The sequence below is a fragment of the Streptomyces venetus genome (genome assembly GCF_039540295.1).
GTDB classification, from domain to species: domain Bacteria; phylum Actinomycetota; class Actinomycetes; order Streptomycetales; family Streptomycetaceae; genus Streptomyces; species Streptomyces venetus.
Genome location: NZ_BAABET010000001.1, coordinates 1,023,782 through 1,049,623 on the forward strand (window position 1 = coordinate 1,023,782; position 25,842 = coordinate 1,049,623).

The window sequence follows — 25,842 nt, forward strand, 5'->3', positions numbered from 1 at the left end:
TCCTTGTTCGGTTGGGCATGCCGATGCTCGCGAGGTGAAGCACGGGCGCACATCAAAACAAAAAGTGCGCTGTCGCGCGCCCTGTCGAGTTGCTGAAATAGCGAGGCTTGGACGGTTGGGTAACCGTGCTCCAGCGTGCACCCGGTTCCTACAGCACCCCGCCCGCCTCGTCCTGGAACGCGTCCGTCCAGTAGTGGCGGACCGATCTGCCCGCGGTCACGCCCGTGGGGTCCACCGTCGACAGGACCTGGAGCATCGTCATGGCCAGTTGGTCGTAGGTGTCGGTCGTCAGCTCGTGGGACGACTGGGCGTCTATGGCGCGCTCGCGGTGCAGGAGCCAGAGCGTGAAGGCGAGCGTCGACACGTCCGTGTTCAGGGGGTACAGCGTTCCCTCGGGCTCGCTCCAGTTCAGGACCGCGCCCGTCTCGCCGTCGACGACCAGGCTGTTGTCCTCGACCAGGTGACCGAGGCGGATCAGGCGGTGGGCCCCGGCGGGCGGTTCCGCCGGGCTGTCGGTGTCGGCGTAGTACTCGGTCAGCGTCGCCAGGGGGACGTCCGTGTCCAGGGAGAAGACGTGGGCGTCCTCCGGCAGGCCGATCTCGCGCAGGAAGCGGCGGGTCGGCTCGTGGGTGAGGGTCGAGGGGAAGTCGACGTCCTCGAAGCGGGCCACCTTGCCGGGGCCGAACTCCTGGTCCAGGAGGCGGTGCGGGAGGTCCAGGGAGAGGCCGGAGGTGCCGCCCCTGCCCGCCACCAGGGACAACGGGCGGATCAACGCCGCCATCTTCCAGAACGGGGCCGGTTCGCCGTCCGTCCCGTCGCGGAAGACCGAGAGCAGGTGCTGGGAGGCCTCCGCCACCGCCTTCGGGCCGTAGCGGCCCGCGTAGGAGGCGAACTGGCCGCGCAGGCCCGCCAGTTCGTCCGTCGCCTCGGCGAAACGGACCAGCGTGCGCAGCGAGGGGGCCAGCGGGCGGCGGTCCATCAGGTCGGGGCGGTCGTGCAGGAAGTACGTCGTCGAGATCTCGCCCGTCGCGCCGTCCAGCAGGACCGACTCCGTCTCCAGGCCGCCGGGGCCGAGCAGTCCGCCTATCACCAGCTGCTCGCGCAGCTCCGCCGACAGCCGGTCCGCCCGGACGTCGCCCGTCGAGTCCGAAACCCTCCGCAGTCCGTCGCGGCGCAGCTCGCTGAAGCTCACCACGCCGTTCCCGGAGGGCAGTCCGGGGCCGGTCAGCCAGTGCCGCGTCGACGCGTGCGTCACCCACGGGTCCAGCTCGGCCTCGGTCAGGGTGATCACCGCGGCACCGGCGTCGGTCGTACTCATGGGCTCCCCCGCATGTGCTTGCTCACCGTCCCCTGGCGGAGCACGGCAGACCGCCCGGCAAGGCCCGGCAGCCGTCCCCCAACTGCCCAGAACACTACGCCCCACCACTGACAACGCCCCGGAACAGCGACGCGCGCCCTGCGGCCGCAACCGCTTGCACGCGCTCACATCACAAGACGCTCAGACCACCCTCGTGCGTTCCCTTTCCGCGAGAATCCACTGACGCGGACGCGGACGCGGACGAAGGCCCAGACGCACGGGCAGGGGGTTCAGGACCGTTCCGTGACCACCGCGGCCTGGGGCCGGATCGGCAGGCGGTTCACGGGGCGGCCCGTGGCGGCGCGTACGGCGGACGCGATGGCCGCCGGGGACGTCACCACCGGTACCGCGCTGACCGCCTTCGCCCCGAAGGGGGCGACCACGTCCCGTTCCTCGACCAGCCGGACGATGCGGATGTCGGGCGCGTCGAGGGCCGTCGGGAGGGCGTAGCCGGTGAGGTCGGGGTGGCGGATCAGGCCGCGCGGCGTGCGGAGGTTCTCGGTGAGGGCGATGCCGACGCCCTGGGTCACGCCCGCCTCGATCCGGGCGGCCAGCTGCGTCGGGTTCAGGACCCGGCCCACGTCCTGCGCGACGGCCAGTTCCACGACCCGCACGGAGCCGAGCTCGATGTCGACGTCCACCACCGCGCGGATCGCGCAGAACGCCATGCCGACGAAGGCGTCGCCCTGGCCGGCCTCGTTCAGCGGTTCGGTCGGGTGCGGGCGGCACTGGGCGGTGGCCCACAGTTCCTTGCCGTCCAGCGCCTCGGTGACGGTCGTCGAGAGGACCCCGTCGTACGACGTGATCTTGCCGTCGGTGATCTGGAGCAGCTCCGTGGACATGCCGAACTTGTGGGCGAGCGGCTGAAGGAGCTGGGTGCGGACCATCTTGGCCGCGCGCTCCACCGCACCGCCCGACACCCAGGTGTGCCGGCCGTGGCAGGCCGCGCCCGCCGGGGGCTGGTCGGTGTCGACCGGCGCCACGTGCACCTCGTCTATGCCGAGGGTCTCCTGCACGATCTGCCGGGCCAGGGTGGTGAAGCCCTGGCCGGTCTCGACGGCCGCGCACAGCACCGTCGCCACGCCGTCGTGGACCTTCACGGTCGCCGTGGAGACCTCGTCCGCGCCCTCGGCGCCCAGCATGTGCACCATGCCGAGGCCGTAGCCCACGCCCCGGCGCACCGCGCCCGGTTCGCCCGCGCCCTCGGGGCCGCCGGGCAGCAGCCAGTCCTCCTCGGGGGTGTCCTTGGGCAGCGGGGGCAGGGGGAAGTCCCGCACCGCCTGGAGGAGTTCGGCGACCGGGGCCGGGCAGGTCACCGTCTGGCCGGTCGGGAGGACGTCGCCGGTCGCCATGGCGTTGCGCAGTCGTACTTCGGCCGGGTCGATGCCGAGCTTCTTCGCGATCTTGTCCATCTGCGCCTCGTAGGCGGCACAGACCTGCATGGCCCCTTCGCCGCGTACGTGGCCGGAGGGCGGGTTGTTGGTGCGTACGGCCCAGCCCTCGATGAAGGCGTTCGGGACGACGTACGGGCCGCAGGCGAACCCGACGGCGGCGGCCAGGGCGTCGGCGGAGGTGTCGGCGTAGGCGCCCGCGTCGAGCAGGATCTGCGCCTCGACCTTGACGAGTCTGCCCTCGGCGTCGGCGTGGTGGCGGTAGCGCAGCAGGGTGGGGTGCCGGTGGGCGTGGCCGAGGAACGACTCCTCGCGCGTGGCCGTGAGCTTCACCGGGCAGCCGGTGCGCAGCGCCAGCAGGCCGAGCGGGAGCTGGAAGCCCTGGTCCTCGCGGTCGGCGGTGGCGCCGGGGACGCCGGTGACGACGACCTTGACCCGCTCGGGTTCCAGGCCGAAGGCGGCGGCGGCCGTGTCGCGGTCGGTGTGCGGGTCGGTGGAGGCGAGGTACAGCTCCACGCCGCCGTCCGGGCGCGGTACGGCCAGGCCCGCCTCGGCGCCGATGGGCGCGGGGTCCTGGCGGCCGATGCGGTACAGGCCCTCGACGACGAGCTCGCCGGTGGCCTCCGGGTCGCCGTGGTGCAGCGGGATGTGCCGGATCAGGTTGCCGTCGGGGTGCAGCGGCTCGGCCTCGAAGGCCTGCTCCGGGTCGATGACCGGGTCGAGCACCTCGTACTCGACGATGACGGCGGCGGCGGCCATCCGCGCGGTGTCCGGGTGGTCGGCGGCGACGGCGGCGATGGGCTCGCCGTGGTGGCGCACGACCTCGGAGGCGAAGACCGGGCGGTCGGCCCTGCCGCGGCCGTGCAACGGGCTGCCGGGGACGTCCTCGTGGGTGACGACGGCGCGTACGCCGGGCATCTCGCGCGCGTGGGTGGTGTCGATGGAGACGATGCGCGCGTGCGGGTGCGGTGAGCGCAGCACGGCCGCCCACAGCAGGCCCTCGGCCCACAGGTCGGCGGCGTACGGGAAGGTGCCCTCCGTCTTGGCGCGGGCGTCGGCTGCCGGGAGGGAGGCGCCGAGGCCGTGCGGCAGTGGTTCGGAGGCGGAGGCGGCCTCCGCGGCCTGCGCGGTGGCTGCTTCGTTGGTCACGCCGGGCCTCCGTCCTGGCCGTAGGGCTGGTCATGGGGGTCTGGGGAGTGCGCGTCCGGGGCGTGCGGTTGCGGAGTGCGCGCTCCCGGGGGCAGGCCGAAGGCCGACGGGTTGACGCCGCCCGCCCCGGGGCCCGCCTGGTGCGGGATTCGGGGCTCGTCGGTGTCGCCGTCGGCGGGGGCGGTGTGCGTCTCGCGTTCGGCGACGACCTCCTTCACCGCGTCCACCACGCCCCGGTAGCCGGAGCAGCGGCACAGGTTGCCGCACAGCGCCTGCCGGGTCTCCAGCTCGGTCGGCGCCGGGTTGCCCTCCAGGAGGTCGTGCACGGTCATCGCCATGCCGGGTACGCAGAAGCCGCACTGCACGGCACCGCAGCGCGCGAGCGCCCGCTGCACGTCCGACGGCTGCCCGTCCTCGGCGAGGCCCTCGACGGTACGGACCTCGCTGCCCGCGGCGGTCACGGCGGGGACCAGGCAGGACGCGACGAGCCGTCCGTCGACCTGGACGTTGCACGCCCCGCACTCGCCCTGCGAGCAACCGTCCTTGGCCCCCGCCAGCCCGAGCCGCTCGCGCAGCACGTACAGCAGGGACTCGCCGATCCACGCCTCGGTGACGGGGCGTTCGGCGCCGTTGACGCGCAGGACGTACGAGGCGAGGGGGTGCTCCTCCTGCGGCATGGCGGGAGGCGTGTCGTGCGACGCCTCGTGGGCCACCTCGTGGGGGTGCGCGGCCGGGGCGTCCTCTGTCGGGGCGTCCGGGGCAGGGTCGTTCGAGCGCTCGGCGTCGACGTCGTCCGGTCCGGCGTCCGTGTCCGCCGCGTCCGGGAGGGGCCCGGCGGGCTGCTCGCCGGGGCCGTCAGCGCCCTCTGGAGCCTCTGGGGTCTCTGGTGCCTCTGAGGTGCCCTCCGCGGCCTCACCGGGCCCGTGGGCGGGCTGTGAGGCCTCCTGGGCGGGCTCCGGCGCTGCGGGCTCCGCGTGTGCCTCGGGTGCGGGGTCGCGGGCGGGCTGTGAGGCCTCCTGGGCGGGCTCCGGCGCTGCGGGCTCCGCGTGTGCCTCGGGTGCGGGGTCGCCGGGGGTCTCGGCGTAGGGCTGGGGCGACGCGGCGAGAGCGGGGCGCTCGGCTGGGTTCCCGGCGGGGCCGGACGGCTCGGGCGTGTGACCGGGGGCGCCCGTCGGATCCGGCGCGTGACCGGTTGCGCCCGCCGACTCCGGGCCATGTCCCGGAACGCCGGTCCGCTCCGGGCCGTGTCCGGGGAATCCGGAGGGCTCCGGCCCACGGCCGGGATAGGCGGGCTGTTCGGCCCCATGATCGGTGAAGGCGGGCTGTTCAGCCCTGTGCTCGGTGAAGGCGGGCTGCTCCGGCCCCCCGTCGGCAAAGGCTTGCTGCTCCGGTCCGCCCGCGGCGAAGGGCTGCTGCTCCCCCGCGTGGTCGGTGAAGGCGGGCTGCTCCGCCCCGTGCCCGGCGAAGTTGGAGGGGTTCGCGTCGTGTCCGGCGAAGCCGGAGTGCCCCGCGTCGTGACCGGGGAAGCCGGACCGCTCCGGCGCGCCTCCGGCCGCCGTCGGCTCGGTCGCGTGGCCGGCGGCCCGGTGTTCCTCCGGCGCGTGGCCGCGACTGTCGGACGGCTGGTGTGGGTGCTCGGCGGCGGGCATCTCCGGCCCGTGACCGGCGTACCCGGGCGGCGACTCGGGCGCGTGGCCGGCGTCGGCGTTCTCGTACGGCTGCGGCAGCCGGCCGTGACCGCCCGCCGCATGGCCGGGGCTCTCGTGCCCTCCCGGGGCGTGACCGGCCGCCGGGTCTGTCTCCTGCGGGAGGGGCCCGGCGGGTGGCTGCTCCAGGGCATGGGCGCTCTGCGTGGCCTGGTCCGGCGCGTATCCGGAGGCCGGTCCGGCGCCCTCGGGCCGACCTTGCGGCCGGTCGTGCTCCGGGCCGTGCTCGTGGCCGTGCTCGTGCGGGTGGCCCGGTCCGGGCTGCTCCTGGGCGGCCGGGTCCTGCTGCCCCCACGGCCGGCCCGCGGCCTGTGTCGCCCACGGCGCGGGCGCGCCGCCCGGCAGCGTGGGCGGCGGGGTGCCGCCCCACTGCTCGACCAGCGAGGAGGTGGTGAACTCGCCCGACTCGTCCGGGAGGTCGCCCCCGGCGACGGGGATGGACCACTGCCCGGTCACGTCATGGCCGGGCGCGGTCTCCGCCGCCGAGGCCTCTTCGAAGTTCCACTGCCCGGTGCCTCCCGGGTTGTACGTGAAACGGTCGTTCCCGCCGTGCTGCCCCGCTCCCGCGCCGGAACCGTACGGCGTGCCGGAGCCGTACGGCGCGTCGTAGGACTGCCCCCCGGCGTCGTGCTGCTGCTGGTGTCCGCCGTACTCCTGGCCCTGTCCGTGGCCCTGCCCCTGGCCCTGTCCGTGGCCCTGCTGGTGCGCCGTGTGCGGGTCGTGCCACTGGGCGCCGTCGGCGGGCGCGCCGGGCACCGGCCAGCCCGTGGCCGCCGGGTCGGTGCCGGCGGTCGTGGCGGGGTCGGCCGCTATCTGCGGCGGTACGTAGCCGTGGCCGGGCGCGGCGAGGGGACTGTGGGCGGCCAGCAGGGCGTCGACGCCCCCCTCGGGGAGTTCGACGAAGGCGGTGGCGCCGTCGTCGTACTCGCCCTGGGGCAGCGGGTCCCAGCGGCTCCCGCCGCGGGGCGTGCCCTCTCCGTGCTGGTCGTCGGTCACGACAGCGCCCTCCCCAGTGCTCGTCGGGCCAGCGCGGCGACGGTACGCCGCAGGTGCAGTACGGCGGGCGGGAGCTGCGGTACGGAGCCGTCCTCGGCCGGGGCCGCGTCGGGGATGCAGGCCGCGGCGACGTACTCCCCGAAGGCGCTGAGCGCCTCCGGCACGATCGCGCGGTTGTTGTCCCAGTCGATGAGCCGGCCCACCCACTGCTCGGCTTCCAGGGGCCGCAGCGGCATCGGCGCTATGGCGCCCACCGCGCAGCGCACACCCCGGCGCGCGGGGTCCAGGACCAGGGCCACGGACGCCACCGCGCGCCCCGGGCCGGTCCGGCCGGTCGCCTTCAGGAAGACCTGCGGGGCGTGCAGCAGCGGCACGCGCACGTAGCCGATGAGTTCACCGGCGCGCAGCATGTCCACCCCGGCCAGCAGGTGCGACACCGGGATGTCCCGACGGGCCCCGCCCGGGCCCGCGACGATCAGGGTCGCCTCCAGCGCGGCCAGCACCGGCAGCGCGTCGCCGGTGGGGGCGGCCGAGGCGATGTTGCCGCCCAGGGTGCCCGCGTTGCGGATGTGCGGCGGGCCCGCGGCGCGCGCGGCGGCGGCGAGCGCCGGGATCAGGGCCGCGAAGTCGGGGCGGCCCATGCGCGCGTGCGTGAGGCCGGCGCCGAGCAGCGCGTGCCCGTCGAGGTACTGCCAGCCGCGGATCTCGCTGATCCGGCCGAGTCCCACCAGGGCGGCGGGCCGGAGCTGCCCGGAGTTGACGGCGGCCATCAGGTCGGTGCCGCCCGCGACGGGTACGGCGGCGGGCACGGCGGTGAGCGCCGCGACGGCCTCGTCCAGCGTCGTGGGCAGCGTGACGGCCTGCGCCGCCTGCGGTGCGTGCGTGGTCAAACCGGCTGCCCCTTCCCGCTGCCCCACCTGGTCCCACCTGTGCTGCCGTACGGTACGTGCTGACAGGGCGGACGTGGCAACTCTGGCACATCTTGGCGAGAGCCGAAGACACGGGTCCGCTAGGAGGCATTCGCCCACCTCACCGGCGAGATGGTCCGTTTTCGTACAGGTTCGCCAGTGCGTGCCGATTGGCACTTTCGGTGACCCTTGTGCGCTTTTTCCGTGGCCTGTTCGAGCTGTTCGGTCGTGACGGCCGGCGCTACCGGCTGGGCGGCGGCCCGTCGATCGGGCGGCCCAGCACCCCGGGGCGCCGCTGCCAGGGCAGCGGTCCCGTGGGGGGCCGGTAGGCGACGCCCAGGGCGTCCAGCCGCCGGTAGTGGGCGGTCATACGGCGCTGGAACCCGTCGAAGTCCCGTTCCGCCGGGGCGGGCAGGGCGCTCCAGGCGACCTCCGCGAACGCCGCGAGGCGGGGGAAGGCCTGGTAGTCCACGCGCGCGTGGTCCTCCATCACCTCGGTCCACAGGTTGGCCTGGGTGCCCAGCACGTGCCGGGCCTCCTCGGGCGTCAACTCCGGTGGAACGGGCTCGAACCGGTAGACGTCCTCCAGGGTGCGCACCCACCCGATCGGTACCGGCTCCTCGGGGCCCGGGTCCTGACGGTGGTCCAGGTACACCTGCTGCTCGGGGCACATGACGACGTCATGGCCGGCCCGTGCGGCGGCGATTCCTCCGGCGTAGCCGCGCCAGGAGGACACGGCCGCGCCCTCGGCGAGCCCGCCCTCCAGGAGCTCGTCCCAGCCGATCAGCCGGCGGCCGCGCGCGGCGAGCCAGGAGTCGAAGTGCCCGATGAACCAGGACTGGAGCTCGTCCTCGTCCGCGAGCCCGAGTTCCCTGATGCGCGCCTGCGCGGTGGCCGACCGCCGCCACTGGTCCTTGGGGCATTCGTCGCCGCCGACGTGGACGAACTCCGAGGGGAACAGCTCGAGTACTTCCTCGAAGACGCCCTCGTAGAAGCGCAGGGTGTTGTCAGTGGGGGCGAGTACGTTCGGATTGATTCCCCAGGTGTCCCAGACGGAGAGGGCGGTCGTGTCGATGACGTCGGTGTTGCCGAGTTCCGGGTACGCGGCGATGGCGGCCTGCGAGTGGCCGGGTACGTCGATTTCGGGGACGACGGTGATATGCCGCTCGGCGGCGTACGCGACGATCTCCCGGATGTCGTCCCGGGTGTAGTAGCCGCCGTGCGGCTTCTCCTCCCACAGCGGCGAGGCACGATGGCCGGTTTTCGTCCGGGCGCGCCAGGAGCCGATCTCCGTCAGCCGCGGATGCCGCTCGATCTCGATGCGCCAGCCCTGGTCGTCCGTCAGATGGAAGTGGAAGACGTTGAGTTTGTGCGCCGCCATCAGATCGAGGTAACGCAGGACGCCTTCCTTGGGCATGAAGTGCCGGGCGACGTCGAGCATGAGGCCGCGCCAGCCGAATCGGGGGGCGTCCTCGATCGTGAGGTACGGCACGGCCCAGACGCGGTCGCGGTCGATCGGGGCCCTGCGGTAGGCGTCGGGGCCGAGGAGCTGCCGCAGGGTCTGGGCGCCCCAGAAGACACCGGCCGCGTCGCCGCCCTCGACGAGGACGCCGTTCCGGTCGCTGACGAGGCGGTACTCCTCGGAGCCGAGGCCGGGGGCGAGCCGGAGCCCGAGGCCGTCACCGTCGCCGTCGGCGTCACCGGGTCCCCGCGCCTCGTGCAGCGGCAGGCCGGTCGCCTGCCGGAGGGCGGTGCGCAGCCAGTGGGCGGCGCCCTGCGTCCCGGTGCCGGCGTGGAGCCGAGTGTGCTCCGTCAGCCGTACCTCGCCGGAACCGGCGACGACGTCACGGGGAGCCGGAATCAGTTCAGTCACGTCAGTCCTTTACCGCCCCGCCCAGCCCCGACACCAGCCGTCGCTGCACGAGTACGAAGAAGATCAGCACCGGAATCGTCATCACCGTGGACGCCGCCATGACGCCGCCCCAGTCCGGGTCGTCGGGCTTGTAGAAGACCAGCAGCGCCATGGGCAGCGTCGACTGGGAGGTGTCACTGATGATGAACGACTTGGCGAACAGGAAGTCGTTCCAGGCGGAGATGAAGGAAAACACGCTGGTGGCCACGAGACCCGGCAGGACGAGCGGGAAAAGGATCTGCCAGAGGAATCGTGCCCGGCTCGCCCCGTCGATGTACGCGGCCTCCTCCAGAACCTCCGGAACGGCTTTAACGAACCCCCGCAGCATCCAGATCGCGAAGGGCAGCGAGAAGGCGATGTGGGGCAGGATCAGCGAACCCAGCGTGTTCAGCTGACCGAAGTCCCGCATCAGGAAGAAGAGGGGGATCGTGAGGGCCTCCACGGGCACCATCTGGGCGATCAGAAACATGATCAGCAAGGTGGTCCGCAGCCGGAACCGGAATCGGGTCACGGCGGTCGCGGCGAGAAACGCGATGAGCGCGGAGGCGATCACCACACAGCCCGCGACGACGAGGCTGTTGAGGAAGTAACGGCCGAATTCCTGCTGCCCGAAGACGCGCCGGAAGGCGTCCAGGGACGGGGCGAGAGTCCAGGGCCGGGGCTCGGACGACTCGATCTCCCCGGCCGGTTTGAAGGCGCTGAGCACCATCCAGTACAGCGGGAAGGCGACGACGACCGCGATCAGCAGGGCGGCGGCCTCGGCGGCGAGCCGCCCGGGGCGGCGGACCCGGGCGCGTGGAAGATTCACAGTTCCTCCCCCTGGCGTCGCAGCAGCCGCAGGTACACCAGCGTGACGGCGAGCAGGATCAGCAGCATCACGACGCCGATCGCCGAGCCGAGGCCGTACTGCGAGGACGCGAAGGCCTGCTGGTAGGCGTAGACGTTGAGGACGAGGTTCTGGCCGGCGATGCCGCCGCCGTTCGTCATGACGTAGATCTGGGTGAAGACCTTAAAGTCCCAGATGACCGACTGGATGGTGACGACGACCAGGATCGGCCGGAGGATCGGGGCGAGTACGGAGCGCCAGATACGCCACTGCGAGGCGCCGTCCAGGGCGGCGGCCTCCAGGACCTCGGCCGGTACGGCGCGGATGCCGGCGTAGACGGTCACCATGACGAACGGGAAGGAGCACCACACCACTTCGAGCAGGACGAGGAGGAAGGCGCTGAGCCGTCCGTACGTCCACGCGTGGTCGCCGAGGCCCAGCATGCGGTTCACCGGGCCGAAGTCCGGGTCGAAGAGGAACAGCCAGACGGTGGAGCCGGTCACGGCGGGGGTCGCCCAGGCGCCCATGGCCGCCAGCATCAGCGCGAGCCTCGGCAGGGCCCGTACGCGGGTGAGCAGCACGGCGAGGGCGCAGCCGACGGCGAGTGTGGAGACGACACAGGCCGCCGCGAACAGCACGGTGGCGAGCAGCACCTGCCAGAACTGCGCGTCCCCGAACAGCTCGGCGTAGTTGCCGAACCCCCGGAACGCGGTCGGCTCCCCGCCGCTGACCTGAGCCTGCGTGTACTCGAAGAACGAGATCAGGCCGAGTTGGTAGACGGGGTAGACGAGCAGCCCACCGAGCACGAGGAGCGCGGGCGCGAGATACAGCCAGGGCGTCCAGCCGCCGGATACACGCCGGCTCCGGCCGGGCACGGCCCGACGCGGGCCCGGTCGCCCGCTCCGCGCCTTGCCGACGACCGTGCCCGAAGGCCGACGCGGCGAACCGCCGCCCTCCCCGGCGCCGCCCGCACCGGCGCGGGCCTCCCCGGTGCGATCCCCGGCCGGGCCACCCGGTGCTGCGGTGACGCTCGCGGGAGCGGGGGTGGCACGGCCGTCGGGCAGGTCACGCGCGGCTCCCGCCGAGACCTGCCCGACCGGGCCGCCCGCCGTGCCCGCAGGCCCCGCGCGACCGGCTCCCGTCCCGTCCGACCCGGCAGGGCCGCCCCCCGCCCCGGCGGTTCCCGGCAAGCCGGCAGCAGGCGGACCGGCCTCGGCGGCGCCGGTCCCGGCGAGGTCGGCTCCCGCCGACTCGGTACGGTCGTTCATCCGGCTCACCCGGCGGAGCCGAACGCGGTGTTCATCTTCTTCGCGGCGTCCTCGGAGGCGGCGGGCACGTCCTTCTTGCCGCTGATGATCTGCTGGAACATCGTCGGCAGGACGAGCGAGGAGTCGATCTGGGCCCAGGCGGGCGACGCGGGGACGAACTTGGTGCCGGCGGAGAGGGTCCGCACGAAGGGCTTCACGAACGGCTCCTTCGCCGCGGCCTGCTGCCGTACGTCCGTGAAGGTCGGCAGGAAGCCCATCGCGTCGAACAGCTCCGCCTGCGTCTTCTTCGAGGCGAGCTGTTCCATCAGGTCGACGGCGAGCGTGCGGTGCGAGGTGCTCTTCAGGACGCCGATGTTGTTGCCGCCCGCGAAGGCGGGGGCGATCGAGCCCGGCTTCACGCCCGGCAGCGGGACGACGGCGTACTTGCCCTTGACCTTCCCGGCCTCGACGGCGGTGTGGCTGAAGTCGCCGCCGATCGCCATCCCGGCCTTGCCCGCGGCGAACGCGGAGACCGTGTCGTTGCCGCCCATGCCGGCGCACTTGGCGGCGGGACAGTTGTCGTCGCCGAAGAGGGACGTGTACTCCTCGATGCCCTTCTGTGCCTCCGGGCTGTCGATGCCTGAGGCGTACGAACCGCCCTTGCCGCCGGCGAGTTCACCGCCGTTGGCCCAGACGAACGGCATCGCGCCGTAGGTGTAGGCGCCGCCGACCACGAGCCCGTAGAGGTCGGGGCGCCCGGCGCGTATCTTGCGGGCCGTGGTGGCCAGTTCGGCCATGGTCTTCGGGACGGCCAGGCCCAGCTCCTCGAAGACGTCCGTGCGGTAGTACAGGGCGCGGACACCGACGTAGAACGGGGCGCCGTACAGCTTGCCCTCCACCGTCACCGACTGCTTCGCGGTGGGGTCGGTGTCCTTCGCCTCGCTCCAGTCGCCGAACTCCTCGGTGACGTCGAGGAGTCCGCCGTCCTTCACATAGCCGGCCGTGTCGGTGTTGCCGTACTCCATGACGTCCGGAGCGGATCCGGGGTCGTTGAAGGCGGCCTTGACGCGCTGGGCGCGGGTGTCGATCGGGATGTACTCGACCTTGACCTCGGTGCCCTTGTGGGCCTTCTCGAAGTCGGCGACGACCGAGTCGACGACCTTCTGCTTGGGGGCGTTGCCGACCTCCTGGAAGAGCCACACGCGCAGCGTGCCGGTCTTCTCGTCCTCGCCGGAGGAGGAGTTCGAGGAGGTCTGGGGCGCGCAGGCGGTGGCCAGAAGGGCGGCGAGCGCGGTGACCCCGGCAAATCGGACGGACAGCTTCATGAAGTGCTCCTCCGCGGGAGTGTTGCAACATGCGCAATGAAGGTTTCGCTGTGCACAACACACCGGAGGCTAGGGACTGCATGAACACGCCCACAAGAGGTCTCAACCACTCTGTGACCGGCAGACCCACCCCGCGCAACGCCCGGACAGCACAAAAGCCCCCAGGGCACGCAAAACGCACCCTGGAGGCCTTACGCCGCGCGGGCGGGCGTTACTTGTCGCCCTTGCCCTGGTCGTCGTCGCCGGAGCTCATGGACTCGTAGATCTCCTTGCACATGGGGCACACGGGGTACTTCTTCGGGTCGCGGCCCGGCACCCAGACCTTGCCGCACAGCGCCACGACGGGAGTGCCGTCGAGGGCGCTCGCCATGATCTTGTCCTTCTGGACGTAATGGGCGAAGCGCTCGTGGTCACCGTCACCGTGGGAGGTCTGCGGCGTCGGCTCTACGAGGGTCCCCGTACCAGTCCCGCGCTCGGGCTCGAGAGTGCTCATAGGGCAAGGGTACTGAAGCTCACAGGCATCAGTTGAGCGACGGGTCGTCCGGATAGGTGGCCACCATCGCCAGCTCGCTGCGCTGGCGGCGCAGCACCTCGCGCCAGAGCCGCTCCGGGGAGGGGCAGGAGACGTCACCGGGCTCCGACTCGACGACGTACCACGCGCCGTCCACCAGCTCGTCCTCCAGCTGGCCCGGGCCCCATCCGGCGTATCCGGCGAAGATCCGCAGGGAGCCCAGGGCGGAGGCCAGCAGTTCCGGCGGAGCCTCCAGATCGACCAGACCGATCGCGCCGTGCACCCGCCGCCAGCCCAGCGGGGTGGCCTCCCCGGCCGCTCCGCCGGGGACGACGGCGACGCCGAGGGCCGAGTCCAGCGACACCGGACCGCCCTGGAACACGACGCCGGGCTCACCGGCGAGGTCCCCCCAGCCCTCCAGGATGTCGTCCACGTCCACCGGGGTGGGCCGATTGAGGACGACGCCGAGGGAGCCCTCCTCGTCGTGGTCGAGGAGCAGCACCACGGCACGGTCGAAGTTCGGGTCCGCCAGGGCGGGCGTGGCCACGAGCAGCCGCCCTGTGAGCGAGGACACCTCGGTCATGCCAGACATGATCCCGCATCTTCCCTCCACATGGGGCTGCAATGCGGGGACGGGAGGGAACGCAGCTCAGGGCGTACCGGCGCGCCCCGGGCGCACGAAAGTGACCGTGACCCCATGTGCCCGGCACGAAACGGTTCGTGTTGTGACAGAGCTATGACGTGGCTGGGTCTGACTCAGGCTTACAGAAGGGGGGTGGTGGGCGATTACCCTTTCCCTTCTGACCCCTGCCCGACTCCACGGAACGCGAGATTCATGACCGTCAACGACGATGTCCTGCTTGTCCACGGCGGAACCCCGCTCGAGGGCGAGATCCGTGTCCGCGGTGCGAAGAATCTCGTACCGAAGGCCATGGTCGCAGCGCTGCTGGGCAGCGCTCCGAGTCGGCTGCGCAATGTTCCGGACATCCGTGACGTACGGGTCGTACGGGGTCTGCTGCAGCTCCACGGTGTGACGGTCCGTCCGGGTGACGAGCCCGGCGAACTGGTGATGGACCCGACGCGCGTGGAGAGCGCGAACGTCGCTGACATCGATGCCCACGCGGGTTCCAGCCGTATCCCGATCCTGTTCTGCGGCCCGCTGCTGCACCGTCTGGGCCACGCCTTCATCCCGGGTCTCGGCGGCTGCGACATCGGCGGCCGGCCCATCGACTTCCACTTCGACGTGCTGCGGCAGTTCGGCGCGCGCATCGAGAAGCGGGCGGACGGACAGTACCTGGAGGCTCCGCAGCGGCTGCGGGGCACGAAGATCCGGCTGCCCTATCCGTCCGTGGGCGCGACCGAGCAGGTGCTGCTGACGGCGGTCCTCGCCGAGGGCGTCACCGAGCTGTCCAACGCGGCCGTCGAGCCGGAGATCGAGGACCTCATCTGCGTGCTGCAGAAGATGGGCGCGATCATCGCGATGGACACCGACCGGACCATCCGCATCACCGGTGTGGACAAACTCGGCGGCTACACCCACCACGCCCTCTCGGACCGCTTGGAGGCCGCGTCCTGGGCGTCGGCGGCGCTGGCGACCGAGGGCAACATCTACGTCCGGGGCGCCCAGCAGCGCTCGATGATGACGTTCCTGAACACCTACCGGAAGGTGGGCGGGGCCTTCGAGATCGACGACGAGGGCATCCGCTTCTGGCACCCCGGTGGCCAGCTGAAGTCCATCGCGCTGGAGACGGACGTCCACCCCGGCTTCCAGACGGACTGGCAGCAGCCCCTGGTGGTGGCCCTCACGCAGGCCACGGGCCTGTCCATCATCCACGAGACGGTCTACGAGTCCCGCCTCGGCTTCACCTCGGCCCTGAACCAGATGGGCGCCCACATCCAGCTCTACCGCGAGTGCCTGGGCGGCTCCGACTGCCGCTTCGGCCAGCGCAACTTCCTCCACTCGGCCGTCGTCTCCGGCCCGACCAAGCTCCAGGGCGCCGACCTGGTCATCCCCGACCTCCGCGGCGGCTTCTCGTACCTCATCGCGGCCCTGGCGGCCCAGGGCACGTCCCGCGTCCACGGCATCGGCCTCATCAACCGCGGCTACGAGAACTTCATGGAGAAGCTCATGGAGCTGGGCGCGAAGGTCGAGCTGCCCGGCAAGGCCCTCGGCTGACCCAAGCGGCCACACCCGCCCGGCTGGGGGTCCGGGGGTCACCCCCCGGGCAAGCACAGCATGGAGAAGCTCATGGAGCTGGGCGCGAAGGTGGAACTGCCCGGCAAGGCCCTCGGCTGAGCCGGACTCCGATTACGCCGATGGGGCGGTCACCCGAGATCGGGTGACCGCCCCATCGGCGTTGCTGGGGCGCCCCAAGGGGCGCGGGGAACTGCGCGACAAGCCACTACGCACCCGCTGCCGCCCACGGCGCCGAGCCAGCGCGGCGCGCTTGCGCGCTTACTTGCCCTTGGCGGCTTCCTTGAGCTTCGAGCCCGCGGAGACCTTCACGCTGTAGCCGGCCGGGATCTGGATGGGCTCGCCGGTCTGCGGGTTGCGGGCGGTGCGAGCGGCACGGTGGGTGCGCTCGAAGGTCAGGAAGCCGGGGATGGTGACCTTCTCGTCCCCCTTGGAGACGATGTCGCCGACGACCTCGGCGAACGCGGCCAGCACGGCGTCGGCGTCCTTGCGGGTCACCTCGGCGCGGTCGGCCAGCGCGGCCACCAGCTCACTGCGGTTCATGTTGTTACTCCCGTGTTCATCTTGCCGTTGAGGCGTCAGATCGAAGCCGATGCTGCCAGGGTCCTCTTGGAGTCCCCGGACCCGGGTCCGTCGTCAGACCCTCGCGCCCAGTGAGGCATCCTGCCTCTACCTGCGGCGGGAAAGCCAATCCGGCACCCGCAGGAGTCGTGAGAACACCCTGGAGGAGTCACACGAAAAGAGGGCCTGAGCCTGGCGCCACGATAGCTCCGCTGCTGACGGGGGTCTTGCGACGCGCCGGTCTCCCGGCCGCCGTGGGGTTACTCACAGTCCGGGGACTGGCCGTCCCCGGACCCCGCGCAGGCCCCTACGGGCGCGTTTTTCAGACGCCGGAGGGGCTGACCGCCGCCGCGCCCACGGCCTTGGCGGCTTCCCGCACCGCCCCGGCCACCGCGCCCGCGACCTTGTCGTTGAAGACGCTCGGGATGATGTAGTTCGGGTTCAGCTCGTCCTCGGTCACCACGTCCGCGAGGGCCGTGGCCGCGGCCAGCATCATCTCGGTGTTGACGGTGCGCGACTGGGCGTCCAGCAGGCCGCGGAAGACACCCGGGAAGACCAGCACGTTGTTGATCTGGTTCGGGAAGTCGGAGCGGCCGGTGGCCACAACCGCCGCGGTCTGACGGGCGATTGCCGGGTCGACCTCGGGGTCGGGGTTCGCGAGCGCGAACACGATCGCACCGTCGGCCATGGCGGCCACGTCGTCGCCGTCGAGGACGTTCGGGGCGGAGACGCCGATGAAGACGTCGGCGCCGCGCACGGCCTCCTTGAGCGTGCCCGTCAGGCCCTCGGGGTTGGTGTTGTCGGCGATCCAGCGCAGCGCCGAGTCCGGGGCGGCGTCCACGAGGTCCTCGCGGTCGGCGTGCACGACGCCGTGGATGTCCGCCACGACGGCGTTCTTCACACCGGCGGCGAGCAGCAGTTTGAGGATGGCCGTACCGGCGGCGCCGGCGCCGGACATGACGACGCGGATGTTCTCGATCGCCTTGCCCGTGACGCGCAGTGCGTTGGTGAGCGAGGCGAGGACGACGATCGCGGTGCCGTGCTGGTCGTCGTGGAAGACGGGGATGTCGAGGGCCTCGCGCAGCCGGGCCTCGATCTCGAAGCAGCGCGGCGCGGAGATGTCCTCGAGGTTGATGCCGGCGAAGCCGGGGGCGATCGCCTTGACGATCTCGACGATCGCGTCGGTGTCCTGGGTGTCCAGGCAGATCGGCCAGGCGTCGATGCCGGCGAACCGCTTGAACAGGGCCGCCTTGCCCTCCATCACGGGCAGCGCGGCCTTCGGGCCGATGTTGCCGAGGCCCAGCACGGCGGAGCCGTCCGTCACGACCGCAACGGAGTTGCGCTTGATGGTGAGGCGGCGGGCGTCCTCGGGGTTCTCGGCGATCGCCATGCAGACGCGGGCCACGCCGGGCGTGTAGACCATGGACAGGTCGTCACGGTTGCGGATGGGGTGCTTCGACGCCATCTCGATCTTGCCGCCGAGGTGCATGAGGAAGGTCCGGTCCGAGACCTTGCCCAGGGTGACGCCCTCGATGCCGCGGAGTTCCTCGACGATCTCGTCCGCGTGCGCGGTCGACGACGCCGCGATGGTGACGTCGATACGGAGCTTCTCGTGACCGGACGCGGTGACGTCGAGGCCGGTCACCGAGCCTCCGGAGGACTCCACGGCGGTGGTGAGCTGCGAGACGGCGGTTCCGCTCGCGGGCACCTCCAGCCGGACCGTCATCGAGTAGGAGACGCTGGGCGCCGTTGCCATGGCCGACTTCCTCTGCTTTCACCTGACGCTGAGTTGTGCCGTCCGATCGTCGCACCTACCGCTGAGTATCGGGTAGCCGCCCTCTATTGCGAACGTTTTGTTCGCGGAACGGGCCAGCAAAAAGAGACCCACGTCACGGGGACGTGGGTCTCTTTCGGAAGTTCAGGTGGCACCGACCCGCCATGCTCGCCTCGCGGCAAGTGGTCGCTCGTAGCGACGATGGTTGGGCCCGGGGGCTTGGATCGGGCCGGTGCCACATCCAGGCTAACAAACAGATCCCGTAAGGCCATTCCCGTACCGGGAGTTCATTTCGCCGGCAAGTGGGTATCGAGCCCCGGTTCCTGAGTCAGCCCCTGTCAGTCCCGTCAGTCCCGGAGAAGGTCGGGCACGCCCGCCGCGTCCGGCACGTCCCGCTCCGCCGAGACGACCGTGAGCTGCTGGGTGGCCCGGGTCAGTGCGACATAGAGCACACGCAGGCCGGCCGGGGACTCGTCGGCGATCTCCGCCGGGGAGACGACGACCGTCGCGTCGTACTCCAGGCCCTTCGCCTCCAGGCTGCCGAGTGCCACGACCCGGTCGCCGAGCCCGGCGAGCCAGCGGCGGGCCTCCTCGCGGCGCTGCATGGCGACGACCACACCGACGGTGCCGTCGACGCGCTCCAGCAGCCGGGCCGCCTCGTTCCGGACGGTTTCGCCGAGGGTGTCGTCGACGACCGTGAAGCGGGGCTCGACGCCCGTGGAGCGGACCGCTCTCGGGGATTCGGAGCCGGGCATGGCGAGGGCGAGGACCTTCGAGGCGAGCTCGGCGATCTCGGCCGGGTTGCGGTAGTTCACGGTGAGCTCGAAGCGGCGGCGCGGGCGGGTGCCGAGAGCCTCGTCGCGGGCCTCGGCGGCCTCGTCCGGGTCGGACCAGGAGGACTGGGCCGGGTCGCCGACGACCGTCCAGGTGGCGTGCCGGCCGCGGCGGCCGACCATGCGCCACTGCATGGGGGTGAGGTCCTGGGCCTCGTCGACGATGACGTGGGCGTACTCGGTGCGCTCCGCCGCCAGCCGCTCGGCGCGCTCGCGCTGCGACTCCTCGCGCACCGGCATCAGCTCCTCCAGGCCGGTGAGCTGGTCGAGCGGGTCGAGGTCGCGCCTCTTCCGGGGGCGGGCGGGGGCGCCGAGGATCGCCTGGAGTTCGTCGAGCATCGCGATGTCGTGCACGGAGCTGCCGTCGCGTCTGAGGGAGCGGGCGACCCTGCGGACCTCGCCGGGGTTCATGATCCGCCGGGCCCAGCGGCCGAGGCGGCGCTCGTCGGCCATGGCGGCCAGGACGGCCGCCGGGGTCAGCTCCGGCCACCAGGCGTCGAGGAAGGTGATGAAGGAGTCCTCGGAGGTGATGTCCTCGTCGAAGGAGGAGCGCAGTTCGGCGGCGAGTTCCGGGTCGGTGTGCCGGCCGGCCGCGCCGGACCGCTCCCACAGGGCGTCCAGGAGCAGTTTGCGGGCGCGGGGGCGCAGCAGGTTGACGGGGGCGGTGCCGCCGAGGACGGCGCGGCGGATGCCGGCCAGTTCCTCGGCCTCCAGCTCCAGCCGGCGGCCGAAGGCGACCACGCGCAGCCGGGTCGGTGAATCGTTCAGCTCCAGGGCGCCGCGCGCGGCCTTGCGCAGCACCTTGATCATGCGGGAGGAGCCCTTGGCGCGGGCCACGGACGGGGAGTCGTAGAGGGTGGCCTCGGCTCCGTCGACCAGGGAGCCGATGGCGCGGATGGCGACCTGGCCCTCCTCGCCGAGGGAGGGCAGCACGCCCTCGGTGTAGGCGACGAGCAGCGGGGTCGGGGAGACGATCAGGATGCCGCCCGCGTAGCGGCGCCGGTCCTGGTAGAGGAGGTAGGCGGCGCGGTGCAGGGCGACGGCGGTCTTGCCGGTGCCGGGGCCGCCCTCGACGTAGGTCACGGAGGCGGCGGGGGCGCGGATGACCAGGTCCTGCTCGGCCTGGATGGAGGCGACGATGTCGCGCATGGTGTGGCTGCGGGCCTGGCCGAGCGCGGCCATCAGCGCGCCGTCGCCGATGACGGGCAGCTCCTGGCCGTCGAGGAAGGCGTTCAGCTCGGGGCGCATGAGGTCGTCCTCGACGCCGAGCACCTTGCGGCCCTTGGAGCGGATGACCCGGCGCCGTACGACCCGGCCGGGGTCGACGGGCGTGGAGCGGTAGAAGGGGGCGGCGGCCGGGGCGCGCCAGTCGATGACCAGGGGGGCGTAGTCCTGGTCGAGGACGCCGATGCGGCCGATGTGCAGGGTCTCGGCGATGTCGGCGGTGTTGTCGTCCCGGACGGCGCCCTCGGCCGGCTCGACGGCGGTGTACGCGCCGTCGGGGCCCTTCTTGCCGTCCTTGCCGGGCAGCAGGTCGATGCGGCCGAAGAGGAAGTCCTCGAACTCGTTGTTGAGCCGGTTGAGGTGGACGCCCGCCCGGAAGACTTGCGCGTCCCGCTCGGCGAGGGCGCCGGGCGTGCCGACCTGGCCGCGCTGGGCCGCGTCGTTCATGAGGAACTCGGCCTCGTGGATCTTCTCCTCGAGGCGCCGGTACACCTGGTCCAGGTGTTCCTGTTCGACGCCGATCTCTCGGTCTCGCAGGGAGTCGAGCGCGGTTTCCTGTTGAGCCTGAGCGGCCACCGGGCCCCCTTCTGACGTGCATGGCAGCCGTCCACCGTACGCGAAGGGGACCCCCGAAGGCTACGCGTCGACCTCGACGAGCCGCTTGCCGTCGAAGTTCACGACCTCGAAGTGGTCGATCTGGTTCGGGTCGAACGCGGCGCCGCCCTGGACGTAGAGGGGTTCCTTGGCGCGGTCGGTCTTGGCGTCCGGGATGCCGTAGCCCCAGTCCGGGACGGACCAGGAGGACAGGGTCTCGCGCTCGCCGTTCTTGCCGACCGCGACGAGGGCGCACTTCTGCGGGCCCTTGAGGTTCTTCAGCTCCAGGATCGTGCCGGTGCCCCAGTCCTTCTTCTGGAGGGCGACCGTCGCGGTGACCTTGGTGGTCGGATCAGTGGCGGTGATCTTGTCGGAGATGCCGTCGAAGGCTTCCTTGACGGGGCTCGCCGCGAGCGGGCGGTTCTCCGCGCCGCCGCCGTCACCGCCGCCGTTCGTCGCGACCGCGACGAAGGGACCGCCGATGATCAGCGCACCGGCCGCGGCCACCATGTAGAGACTGCGGCGGCGCTTCTGGGCGCGGCGCTCGGCGACCTCGTCGACGAGCTTCTCCACTACGCGCGGACGGGGCTTGGCCGACAGCGACTCGCCGATCGCGGGCGTCCCGGAGCCGGGCAGGTCGGCGAGGGCGGCGAGCATCGGCTCCATGCCGGCCAGCTCGTCGAGCTGCTGGGCGCACCATTCGCAGGTGGCGAGGTGGGCTTCGAAAGCGGTTGCTTCGGCGTCGTCGAGGATGCCGAGGGCGTAGGCGCCGACGGTCTCGTGTTCGTTCGGCACCGGAGACTCCTGCATGGGACCAGACATACCCATGCCTCCCGTACCGAACCCTTGGTTACCCCCGTAAACACTCATCACGCCGTCACCCCCCGCTCCTCCAGTGCCAGCTTCATCGAACGCAGGGCGTAGAACACCCTGGAGCGGACGGTGCCGCTGGGTATGCCCAGGGTCTCGGCCGCCTCATTGACGGTACGCCCCTTGAAGTACGTCTCGACGAGCACCTCCCGGTGAGCCGGGGTCAGGTCGTCGAGTGCGTCCGACAGAGTCATCAGCCACAGCGCCTTGTCGATCTCGTCCTCCGCGGGGATGACCTCCAGCGGCGACGGGTCGACCTCCTGCGGCCGGGCCTGCCGGCTGCGGTGGCCGTCGATGACGATGCGCCGGGCGACCGTCACCAGCCAGGGGCGTACCGATCCGGTCGCCCGATTGAGCTGACCGGCGTTCTTCCAGGCACGGATGAGCGTCTCCTGCACGACGTCCTCGGCGCGCTGCCGGTCTCCGGCGACCAGACGCAGGACGTATGCCAGCAGGGGTCCGGCGTGTTCGCGATAGAGCGCACGCATCAACTCCTCGTCGGGTTCCGAGGGCTGGGACATGCGATGTCGGGCCCTCGGTGCACGTTCATTGGCCACGACGGAATCCTTGCGCACGCCCACCTCCGGTGTCCGGGGGTTCCCCCAGTCGGTCGCTCCACATGCCGTACGGACGCGAGCCGTTGGGTGTTCAAAGAGACGTGACAGATTTCTTCGGGATGACGTGACGAGCGGGACATGGGGTCACATTCCCACCCCGCGTTCTTTACATTTCCGCCACATCGGCACGATCAAGCCAGGGCTTCCCTACGGGGGCGTAGGTAAACGACATGTAATCGAAATCACTTCGACAGTGCGGTCGCAGAAGTCGCAATTAGGACAGCGGAATTGGCTGTACCGGACACGCAATTCCTTTGCGCCGAGGGGCAAAAGGGAATTAGAGGGCTCCTAAGCGCGAGCGAGTGCCGCGCGGCGTCGGTGCCGGGCGACGCGTTCGCGGTTCCCGCAGACCTCACTGGAGCACCAGCGCCTTCTGCGTCCCCGGGAGGTGTCGAGATACACGATCCGGCAGTTGTCGCCCTCGCACTGGCGCAGGGCGGCGCGGGCGACCGGGTCGGTGAGCAGGTCGACGGCGTCCCGGGCGACGGCCGCGAGCAGGGCGGCGCAGCCGGGCGGGTCGTCCAACTGCCGTACGAGCTCGCCGTCCGAGTCACGGACGGCTCGCGGGGCCGGGGGCGCGGTCCGCGCGAGGTCGTTGACGTGCGCGAGCGCGCGGTCGTACGCCCGGGCTCCCGGCCGCGACCAGCCGCGCACCAACCGGTCCGTCTGGCCGCGCAGTTCACGGAAGGCGACCAGCCAGCCGTCGTCGAGGTGGGCCAGGGCGGTGCCCGCCGGGACGAGCCCGGAGCCGGTGATCCAGGCGCGCAGCACGTCCACGGAGTCGAGCCGCTCCTCAGGATGCGTGGTGGAGAGCAGATCCAGGCAGATCCGCCCGGCATCGAACCGCAGCTCATAGGGGGCCGTGGCCGTACCCAGTGCCATGTGCCTGTCACCGCCTAGGGGTACCCCCCGAGCGCGAGGGGTCGGTGAGATGCCAGCGAGGGGGCTGGGAAACCGTTCCCTCTTACAGTGCCTGCCCAGCGCAACGCCGGAAACCCCTCGCACGGGCTGGACTGCCACACGCACCGGAAGTCAGCCTCGGCTGACGAACGCCGCCAGGGCAGCAGCCTCAGGGGCGCCCACACGCGGCGCACCCCGACGTGGATCGGCTCGGGCGGCCCGGTGCTCGTCACCGTGGCTGTTTTTCACCCAACTCGCGGGACGCCTCACGCGTCCGCGTACTTCGTCTCCGCCACCGGGTCCAGGGCCAGGCGGTAGCCCCGCTTGACCACCGTCTGGATCAGCTTGGGAGTGCCGAGGGCCGTGCGGAGGCGGGCCATGGCCGTTTCGACCGCGTGTTCGTCGCGGCCGGCGCCGGGCAGTGCGCGGAGCAGGTCCGCACGGGCGACCACCCAGCCGGGACGGCGGGCCAGGGAGCGGAGGAGGGACATGCCGGCGGGCGGTACGGGCTTGAGGTCGCCGTCGACCAGGACGGCGTGGCCGCGGATCTCCACCCGGTGCCCCGCGACCGGCAGCGACCGCGCCCGGCCCGGCAGCTCCTGGCAGAGGAGCTGGACCAGAGGGCCGAGCCGGAAGCGTTCGGGCTGGACCGTGTCGACGCCGTGGGCCTGGAGCGGCAGCGCGGTGACCGGGCCGACGCAGGCGGGCAGGACGTCGTGGCCCAGGGCGGCCAGGAGCTCCGGGAGGAGTCCGCGTTTCTCGGCCCTGGACAGAAGGGACGCCGCGGCCGGGGCGCTGGTGAACGTCAGCGCGTCCAGGCCCCGGGAGACCACCGCGTCGAGGAGACGGTCCACCGGGCCGATGTCCTCCGGCGGCATCCACCGGTACACCGGCACGCCGACGACCTCGGCCCCGCCCTCCCGCAGCGCCTCCACGAACCCGGGCAGCGGCTCACCGTGCAGCTGGATCGCGATCCGCGAGCCCTCGACGCCCTCCTCCAGCAGCCGGTCCAGCACCTCCGCCATGGACTCCGACGACGGCGACCACTCCTCCGTCAGCCCGGCCGCCCGCACCGCGCCCTTGACCTTGGGCCCCCGCGCCATGATCCGTACGCCGCCCAGACGCGACAGCAGGTCGTCGCCGAGCCCCCAGCCGTCGGCGGCCTCGATCCATCCCCGGAAGCCGATCGCGGTCGTGGCGACCACGATGTCCGGCACCTGATGGATGATCTCCTTCGTCGCGGCCAGCAGCTCACTGTCGTCGGCGAGCGGCACGATCCGCAGGGCAGGGGCGTGCAGGACGGCGGCACCGCGTCGCTGGAGCAGCGCCCCGAGTTCGTCGGCCCGGCGCGCGGCCGTCACACCCACGGTGAAGCCCGCCAGGGGCCCGTGATCCGGTCGCTGTTGTTCCTCGGTCATGGCTCTCGTCCCGCACTCGAGTCGTCGTACTTCGTAAGTACGGCGTACCTACATGCCGATCGAGCCTGTCAACGGCTCGTGACAGGCTCGGATCAACTTGATGTCGTCGGTGTTACTTCACACCTCGGCGTAACTGAGCTGCGGCTTCGCCTCCGAGGTCGTCGTGGTGTCGGGTACCCCGCGTGCCGTACGTCGAAGGTATACGGCCCAGGTGACACCGAAGCAGACCATGTAGAAGGCGAGGAAGGCGACGAACGCGCCGGTGCCGGAACCGTAGGAGAGGAAGGACTGGCGGAAGGCTAGGTTGATGGCGACACCGCCGAGCGCGCCCACCGCGCCGATGAGCCCCATGGAGGCGCCGGAGAGCCGGCGCCCGTAGGCCGCGGCCTCCTCGCCCCGCAGCCCCTTGGCCAGGGCCTTGTTCTGGAAGATGCCCGGGATCATCTTGAACGTCGACCCGTTGCCGAGCCCGCTGAGCACGAACAGCACCACGAACGCCGCCGTGAACAGCGCCAGCGACTTCTCCATGGAGGCACCGATCAGCACCGCCGTGGCGACGCCCATGGCGACGTAGTTCCACAGGCTGATCCGCGCGCCTCCGTACCGGTCGGCGAGCCAGCCGCCGACGGGCCGGATGAGGGAGCCGAGCAGCGGGCCGAGGAACGTGACGTACGCGGCCTGCAGCGGCGTACGGCCGAACTGGTTCTGCAGCACCTGGCCGAAGGCGAAGCTGTAGCCGATGAACGAGCCGAACGTGCCGATGTAGAGGACGGACATGATCCACGTGTGGGCGTCCCGCGCGGCGTCCTTGGCCGCACCGGTGTCGTTCTTGACGTTCTCCAGGTTGTCCATGAAGAGCGCGGCCATGACGGCGGCGACGAGGATCAGCGGGATGTAGATCCCGAGCAGTACGCGCGGGCCGCCGCCGGCGCCGATGATCGCGAGCGCGGCCAGCTGGATCACCGGCACGCCGATGTTGCCGCCGCCCGCGTTCAGGCCGAGGGCCCAGCCCTTCTTCCGCAGCGGGAAGAAGGCGTTGATGTTGGTCATGGAGGAGGCGAAGTTGCCGCCGCCGATGCCGGCGAGCAGGCCGACGAGCAGGAAGGTGGAGAAGGAGGTGCCCGGCTCCATCACGGTGAACGCGGCGACGGTCGGGACCAGGAGGAGGGCGGCGGAGATGATCGTCCAGTTCCGCCCGCCGAAGATCGCGACGGCGAACGTGTAGGGGACGCGGACGACGGCGCCGACGAGCGTGACCATCGAGGTCAGCATGAACTTGTCGGCCGGGGTCAGCCCGTACTCCGGGCCCATGAAGAGCACCAGTACGGACCACAGGGTCCAGACCGAGAAGCCGATGTGCTCGGACAGCACCGAGAAGTAGAGGTTGCGGCGTGCGACCTTCTCCCCGGTCTCGTTCCAGAAGGTCTCGTTCTCCGGATCCCAGTGCCGGATCCAGCGTCCGCCCCTGCTCGGGGGTGCGGGTGCCGTGCCAGGGCCTGTCATGACGCCTCCACTTGCTCCGGGACTCG

General features: G+C 71.7%; 19 protein-coding genes. 1 reads left to right on the plus strand and 18 read right to left on the minus strand.

Annotated elements, in window-relative coordinates; all coding sequences use genetic code 11:
- Positions 1-148: 148 nt before the first annotated feature.
- From ABEA82_RS04480 to ABEA82_RS04525, 10 genes are all read right to left on the minus strand, one after another.
- Positions 149-1,318, minus strand: coding sequence for an SUKH-4 family immunity protein (locus ABEA82_RS04480; RefSeq protein ID WP_345660014.1), 1,170 nt, complete (start codon positions 1,316-1,318; stop codon positions 149-151).
- Between the two features lie 269 nt (positions 1,319-1,587).
- Complete coding sequence (locus ABEA82_RS04485) at positions 1,588-3,897, minus strand: xanthine dehydrogenase family protein molybdopterin-binding subunit (protein ID WP_345660015.1); 2,310 nt, start codon at positions 3,895-3,897, stop codon at positions 1,588-1,590.
- On the minus strand, positions 3,894-6,599 hold the full coding sequence (locus tag ABEA82_RS04490; RefSeq protein WP_345660016.1) for a 2Fe-2S iron-sulfur cluster-binding protein: 2,706 nt from the start codon (positions 6,597-6,599) through the stop codon (positions 3,894-3,896). Before ABEA82_RS04490 ends, ABEA82_RS04485 begins: the two co-directional genes overlap by 4 nt.
- Positions 6,596-7,489, minus strand: a complete 894-nt coding sequence (locus tag ABEA82_RS04495) for an FAD binding domain-containing protein (RefSeq protein WP_345660017.1) — start codon at positions 7,487-7,489, stop codon at positions 6,596-6,598. Before ABEA82_RS04495 ends, ABEA82_RS04490 begins: the two co-directional genes overlap by 4 nt.
- Before the next feature lie 259 nt (positions 7,490-7,748).
- A complete protein-coding gene (locus ABEA82_RS04500; protein WP_345660018.1) occupies positions 7,749-9,380 on the minus strand; it encodes a beta-N-acetylhexosaminidase in 1,632 nt (543 codons plus the stop codon).
- 1 nt (position 9,381) lies between these two features.
- Positions 9,382-10,227 carry a carbohydrate ABC transporter permease gene (locus ABEA82_RS04505; protein ID WP_345660019.1) on the minus strand — a complete coding sequence of 282 codons (846 nt, stop codon included), beginning with the start codon at positions 10,225-10,227 and terminating at the stop codon, positions 9,382-9,384.
- Entirely contained in the window at positions 10,224-11,120 is an 897-nt protein-coding gene (locus ABEA82_RS04510; protein ID WP_345660123.1) for a carbohydrate ABC transporter permease, read from the minus strand. The genes ABEA82_RS04505 and ABEA82_RS04510 overlap by 4 nt, the downstream gene beginning before the upstream one ends.
- Positions 11,121-11,518: 398 nt before the next feature.
- The gene (locus ABEA82_RS04515) at positions 11,519-12,817 is read right to left on the minus strand and encodes an extracellular solute-binding protein (protein WP_345660020.1); all 1,299 of its coding nucleotides are present in this window, start codon (positions 12,815-12,817) and stop codon (positions 11,519-11,521) included.
- A gap of 211 nt (positions 12,818-13,028) precedes the next feature.
- Positions 13,029-13,310 carry a DUF3039 domain-containing protein gene (locus ABEA82_RS04520; RefSeq protein ID WP_345660021.1) on the minus strand — a complete coding sequence of 94 codons (282 nt, stop codon included), beginning with the start codon at positions 13,308-13,310 and terminating at the stop codon, positions 13,029-13,031.
- A 28-nt stretch (positions 13,311-13,338) separates the two neighbouring features.
- Positions 13,339-13,911, minus strand: a complete 573-nt coding sequence (locus ABEA82_RS04525) for a YqgE/AlgH family protein (RefSeq protein ID WP_345660022.1) — start codon at positions 13,909-13,911, stop codon at positions 13,339-13,341.
- 252 nt (positions 13,912-14,163) lie between these two features.
- Between ABEA82_RS04525 and murA the strand changes: the two genes are divergently transcribed.
- Positions 14,164-15,504: a UDP-N-acetylglucosamine 1-carboxyvinyltransferase gene (murA, locus tag ABEA82_RS04530; RefSeq protein WP_345660024.1), complete on the plus strand. Its 1,341-nt coding sequence runs from the start codon at positions 14,164-14,166 to the stop codon at positions 15,502-15,504.
- Positions 15,505-15,783: 279 nt separating this feature from the next.
- Here the strand turns inward: murA and ABEA82_RS04535 are convergent, their stop codons facing one another.
- From ABEA82_RS04535 to ABEA82_RS04570, 8 genes are all read right to left on the minus strand, one after another.
- A complete protein-coding gene (locus ABEA82_RS04535; RefSeq protein WP_003950507.1) occupies positions 15,784-16,065 on the minus strand; it encodes an HU family DNA-binding protein in 282 nt (93 codons plus the stop codon).
- A 340-nt stretch (positions 16,066-16,405) separates the two neighbouring features.
- Positions 16,406-17,839 (minus strand): NAD-dependent malic enzyme, encoded by a 1,434-nt coding sequence (locus tag ABEA82_RS04540; protein ID WP_345660026.1) that lies wholly within the window; start codon positions 17,837-17,839, stop codon positions 16,406-16,408.
- A 365-nt stretch (positions 17,840-18,204) separates the two neighbouring features.
- Complete coding sequence (locus ABEA82_RS04545; protein WP_345660028.1) at positions 18,205-20,490, minus strand: HelD family protein; 2,286 nt, start codon at positions 20,488-20,490, stop codon at positions 18,205-18,207.
- Positions 20,491-20,550: 60 nt separating this feature from the next.
- On the minus strand, positions 20,551-21,378 hold the full coding sequence (locus tag ABEA82_RS04550; RefSeq protein WP_345660029.1) for an anti-sigma factor family protein: 828 nt from the start codon (positions 21,376-21,378) through the stop codon (positions 20,551-20,553).
- Entirely contained in the window at positions 21,378-21,899 is a 522-nt protein-coding gene (locus tag ABEA82_RS04555; protein ID WP_010039908.1) for a sigma-70 family RNA polymerase sigma factor, read from the minus strand. Before ABEA82_RS04555 ends, ABEA82_RS04550 begins: the two co-directional genes overlap by 1 nt.
- A 384-nt stretch (positions 21,900-22,283) precedes the next feature.
- Complete coding sequence (locus ABEA82_RS04560; RefSeq protein ID WP_345660031.1) at positions 22,284-22,877, minus strand: CGNR zinc finger domain-containing protein; 594 nt, start codon at positions 22,875-22,877, stop codon at positions 22,284-22,286.
- Between the two features lie 284 nt (positions 22,878-23,161).
- Positions 23,162-24,313 carry a uroporphyrinogen-III synthase gene (locus ABEA82_RS04565; RefSeq protein WP_345660033.1) on the minus strand — a complete coding sequence of 384 codons (1,152 nt, stop codon included), beginning with the start codon at positions 24,311-24,313 and terminating at the stop codon, positions 23,162-23,164.
- 117 nt (positions 24,314-24,430) lie between these two features.
- Positions 24,431-25,816 carry a nitrate/nitrite transporter gene (locus tag ABEA82_RS04570; protein ID WP_345660035.1) on the minus strand — a complete coding sequence of 462 codons (1,386 nt, stop codon included), beginning with the start codon at positions 25,814-25,816 and terminating at the stop codon, positions 24,431-24,433.
- Positions 25,817-25,842: the final 26 nt, after the last annotated feature.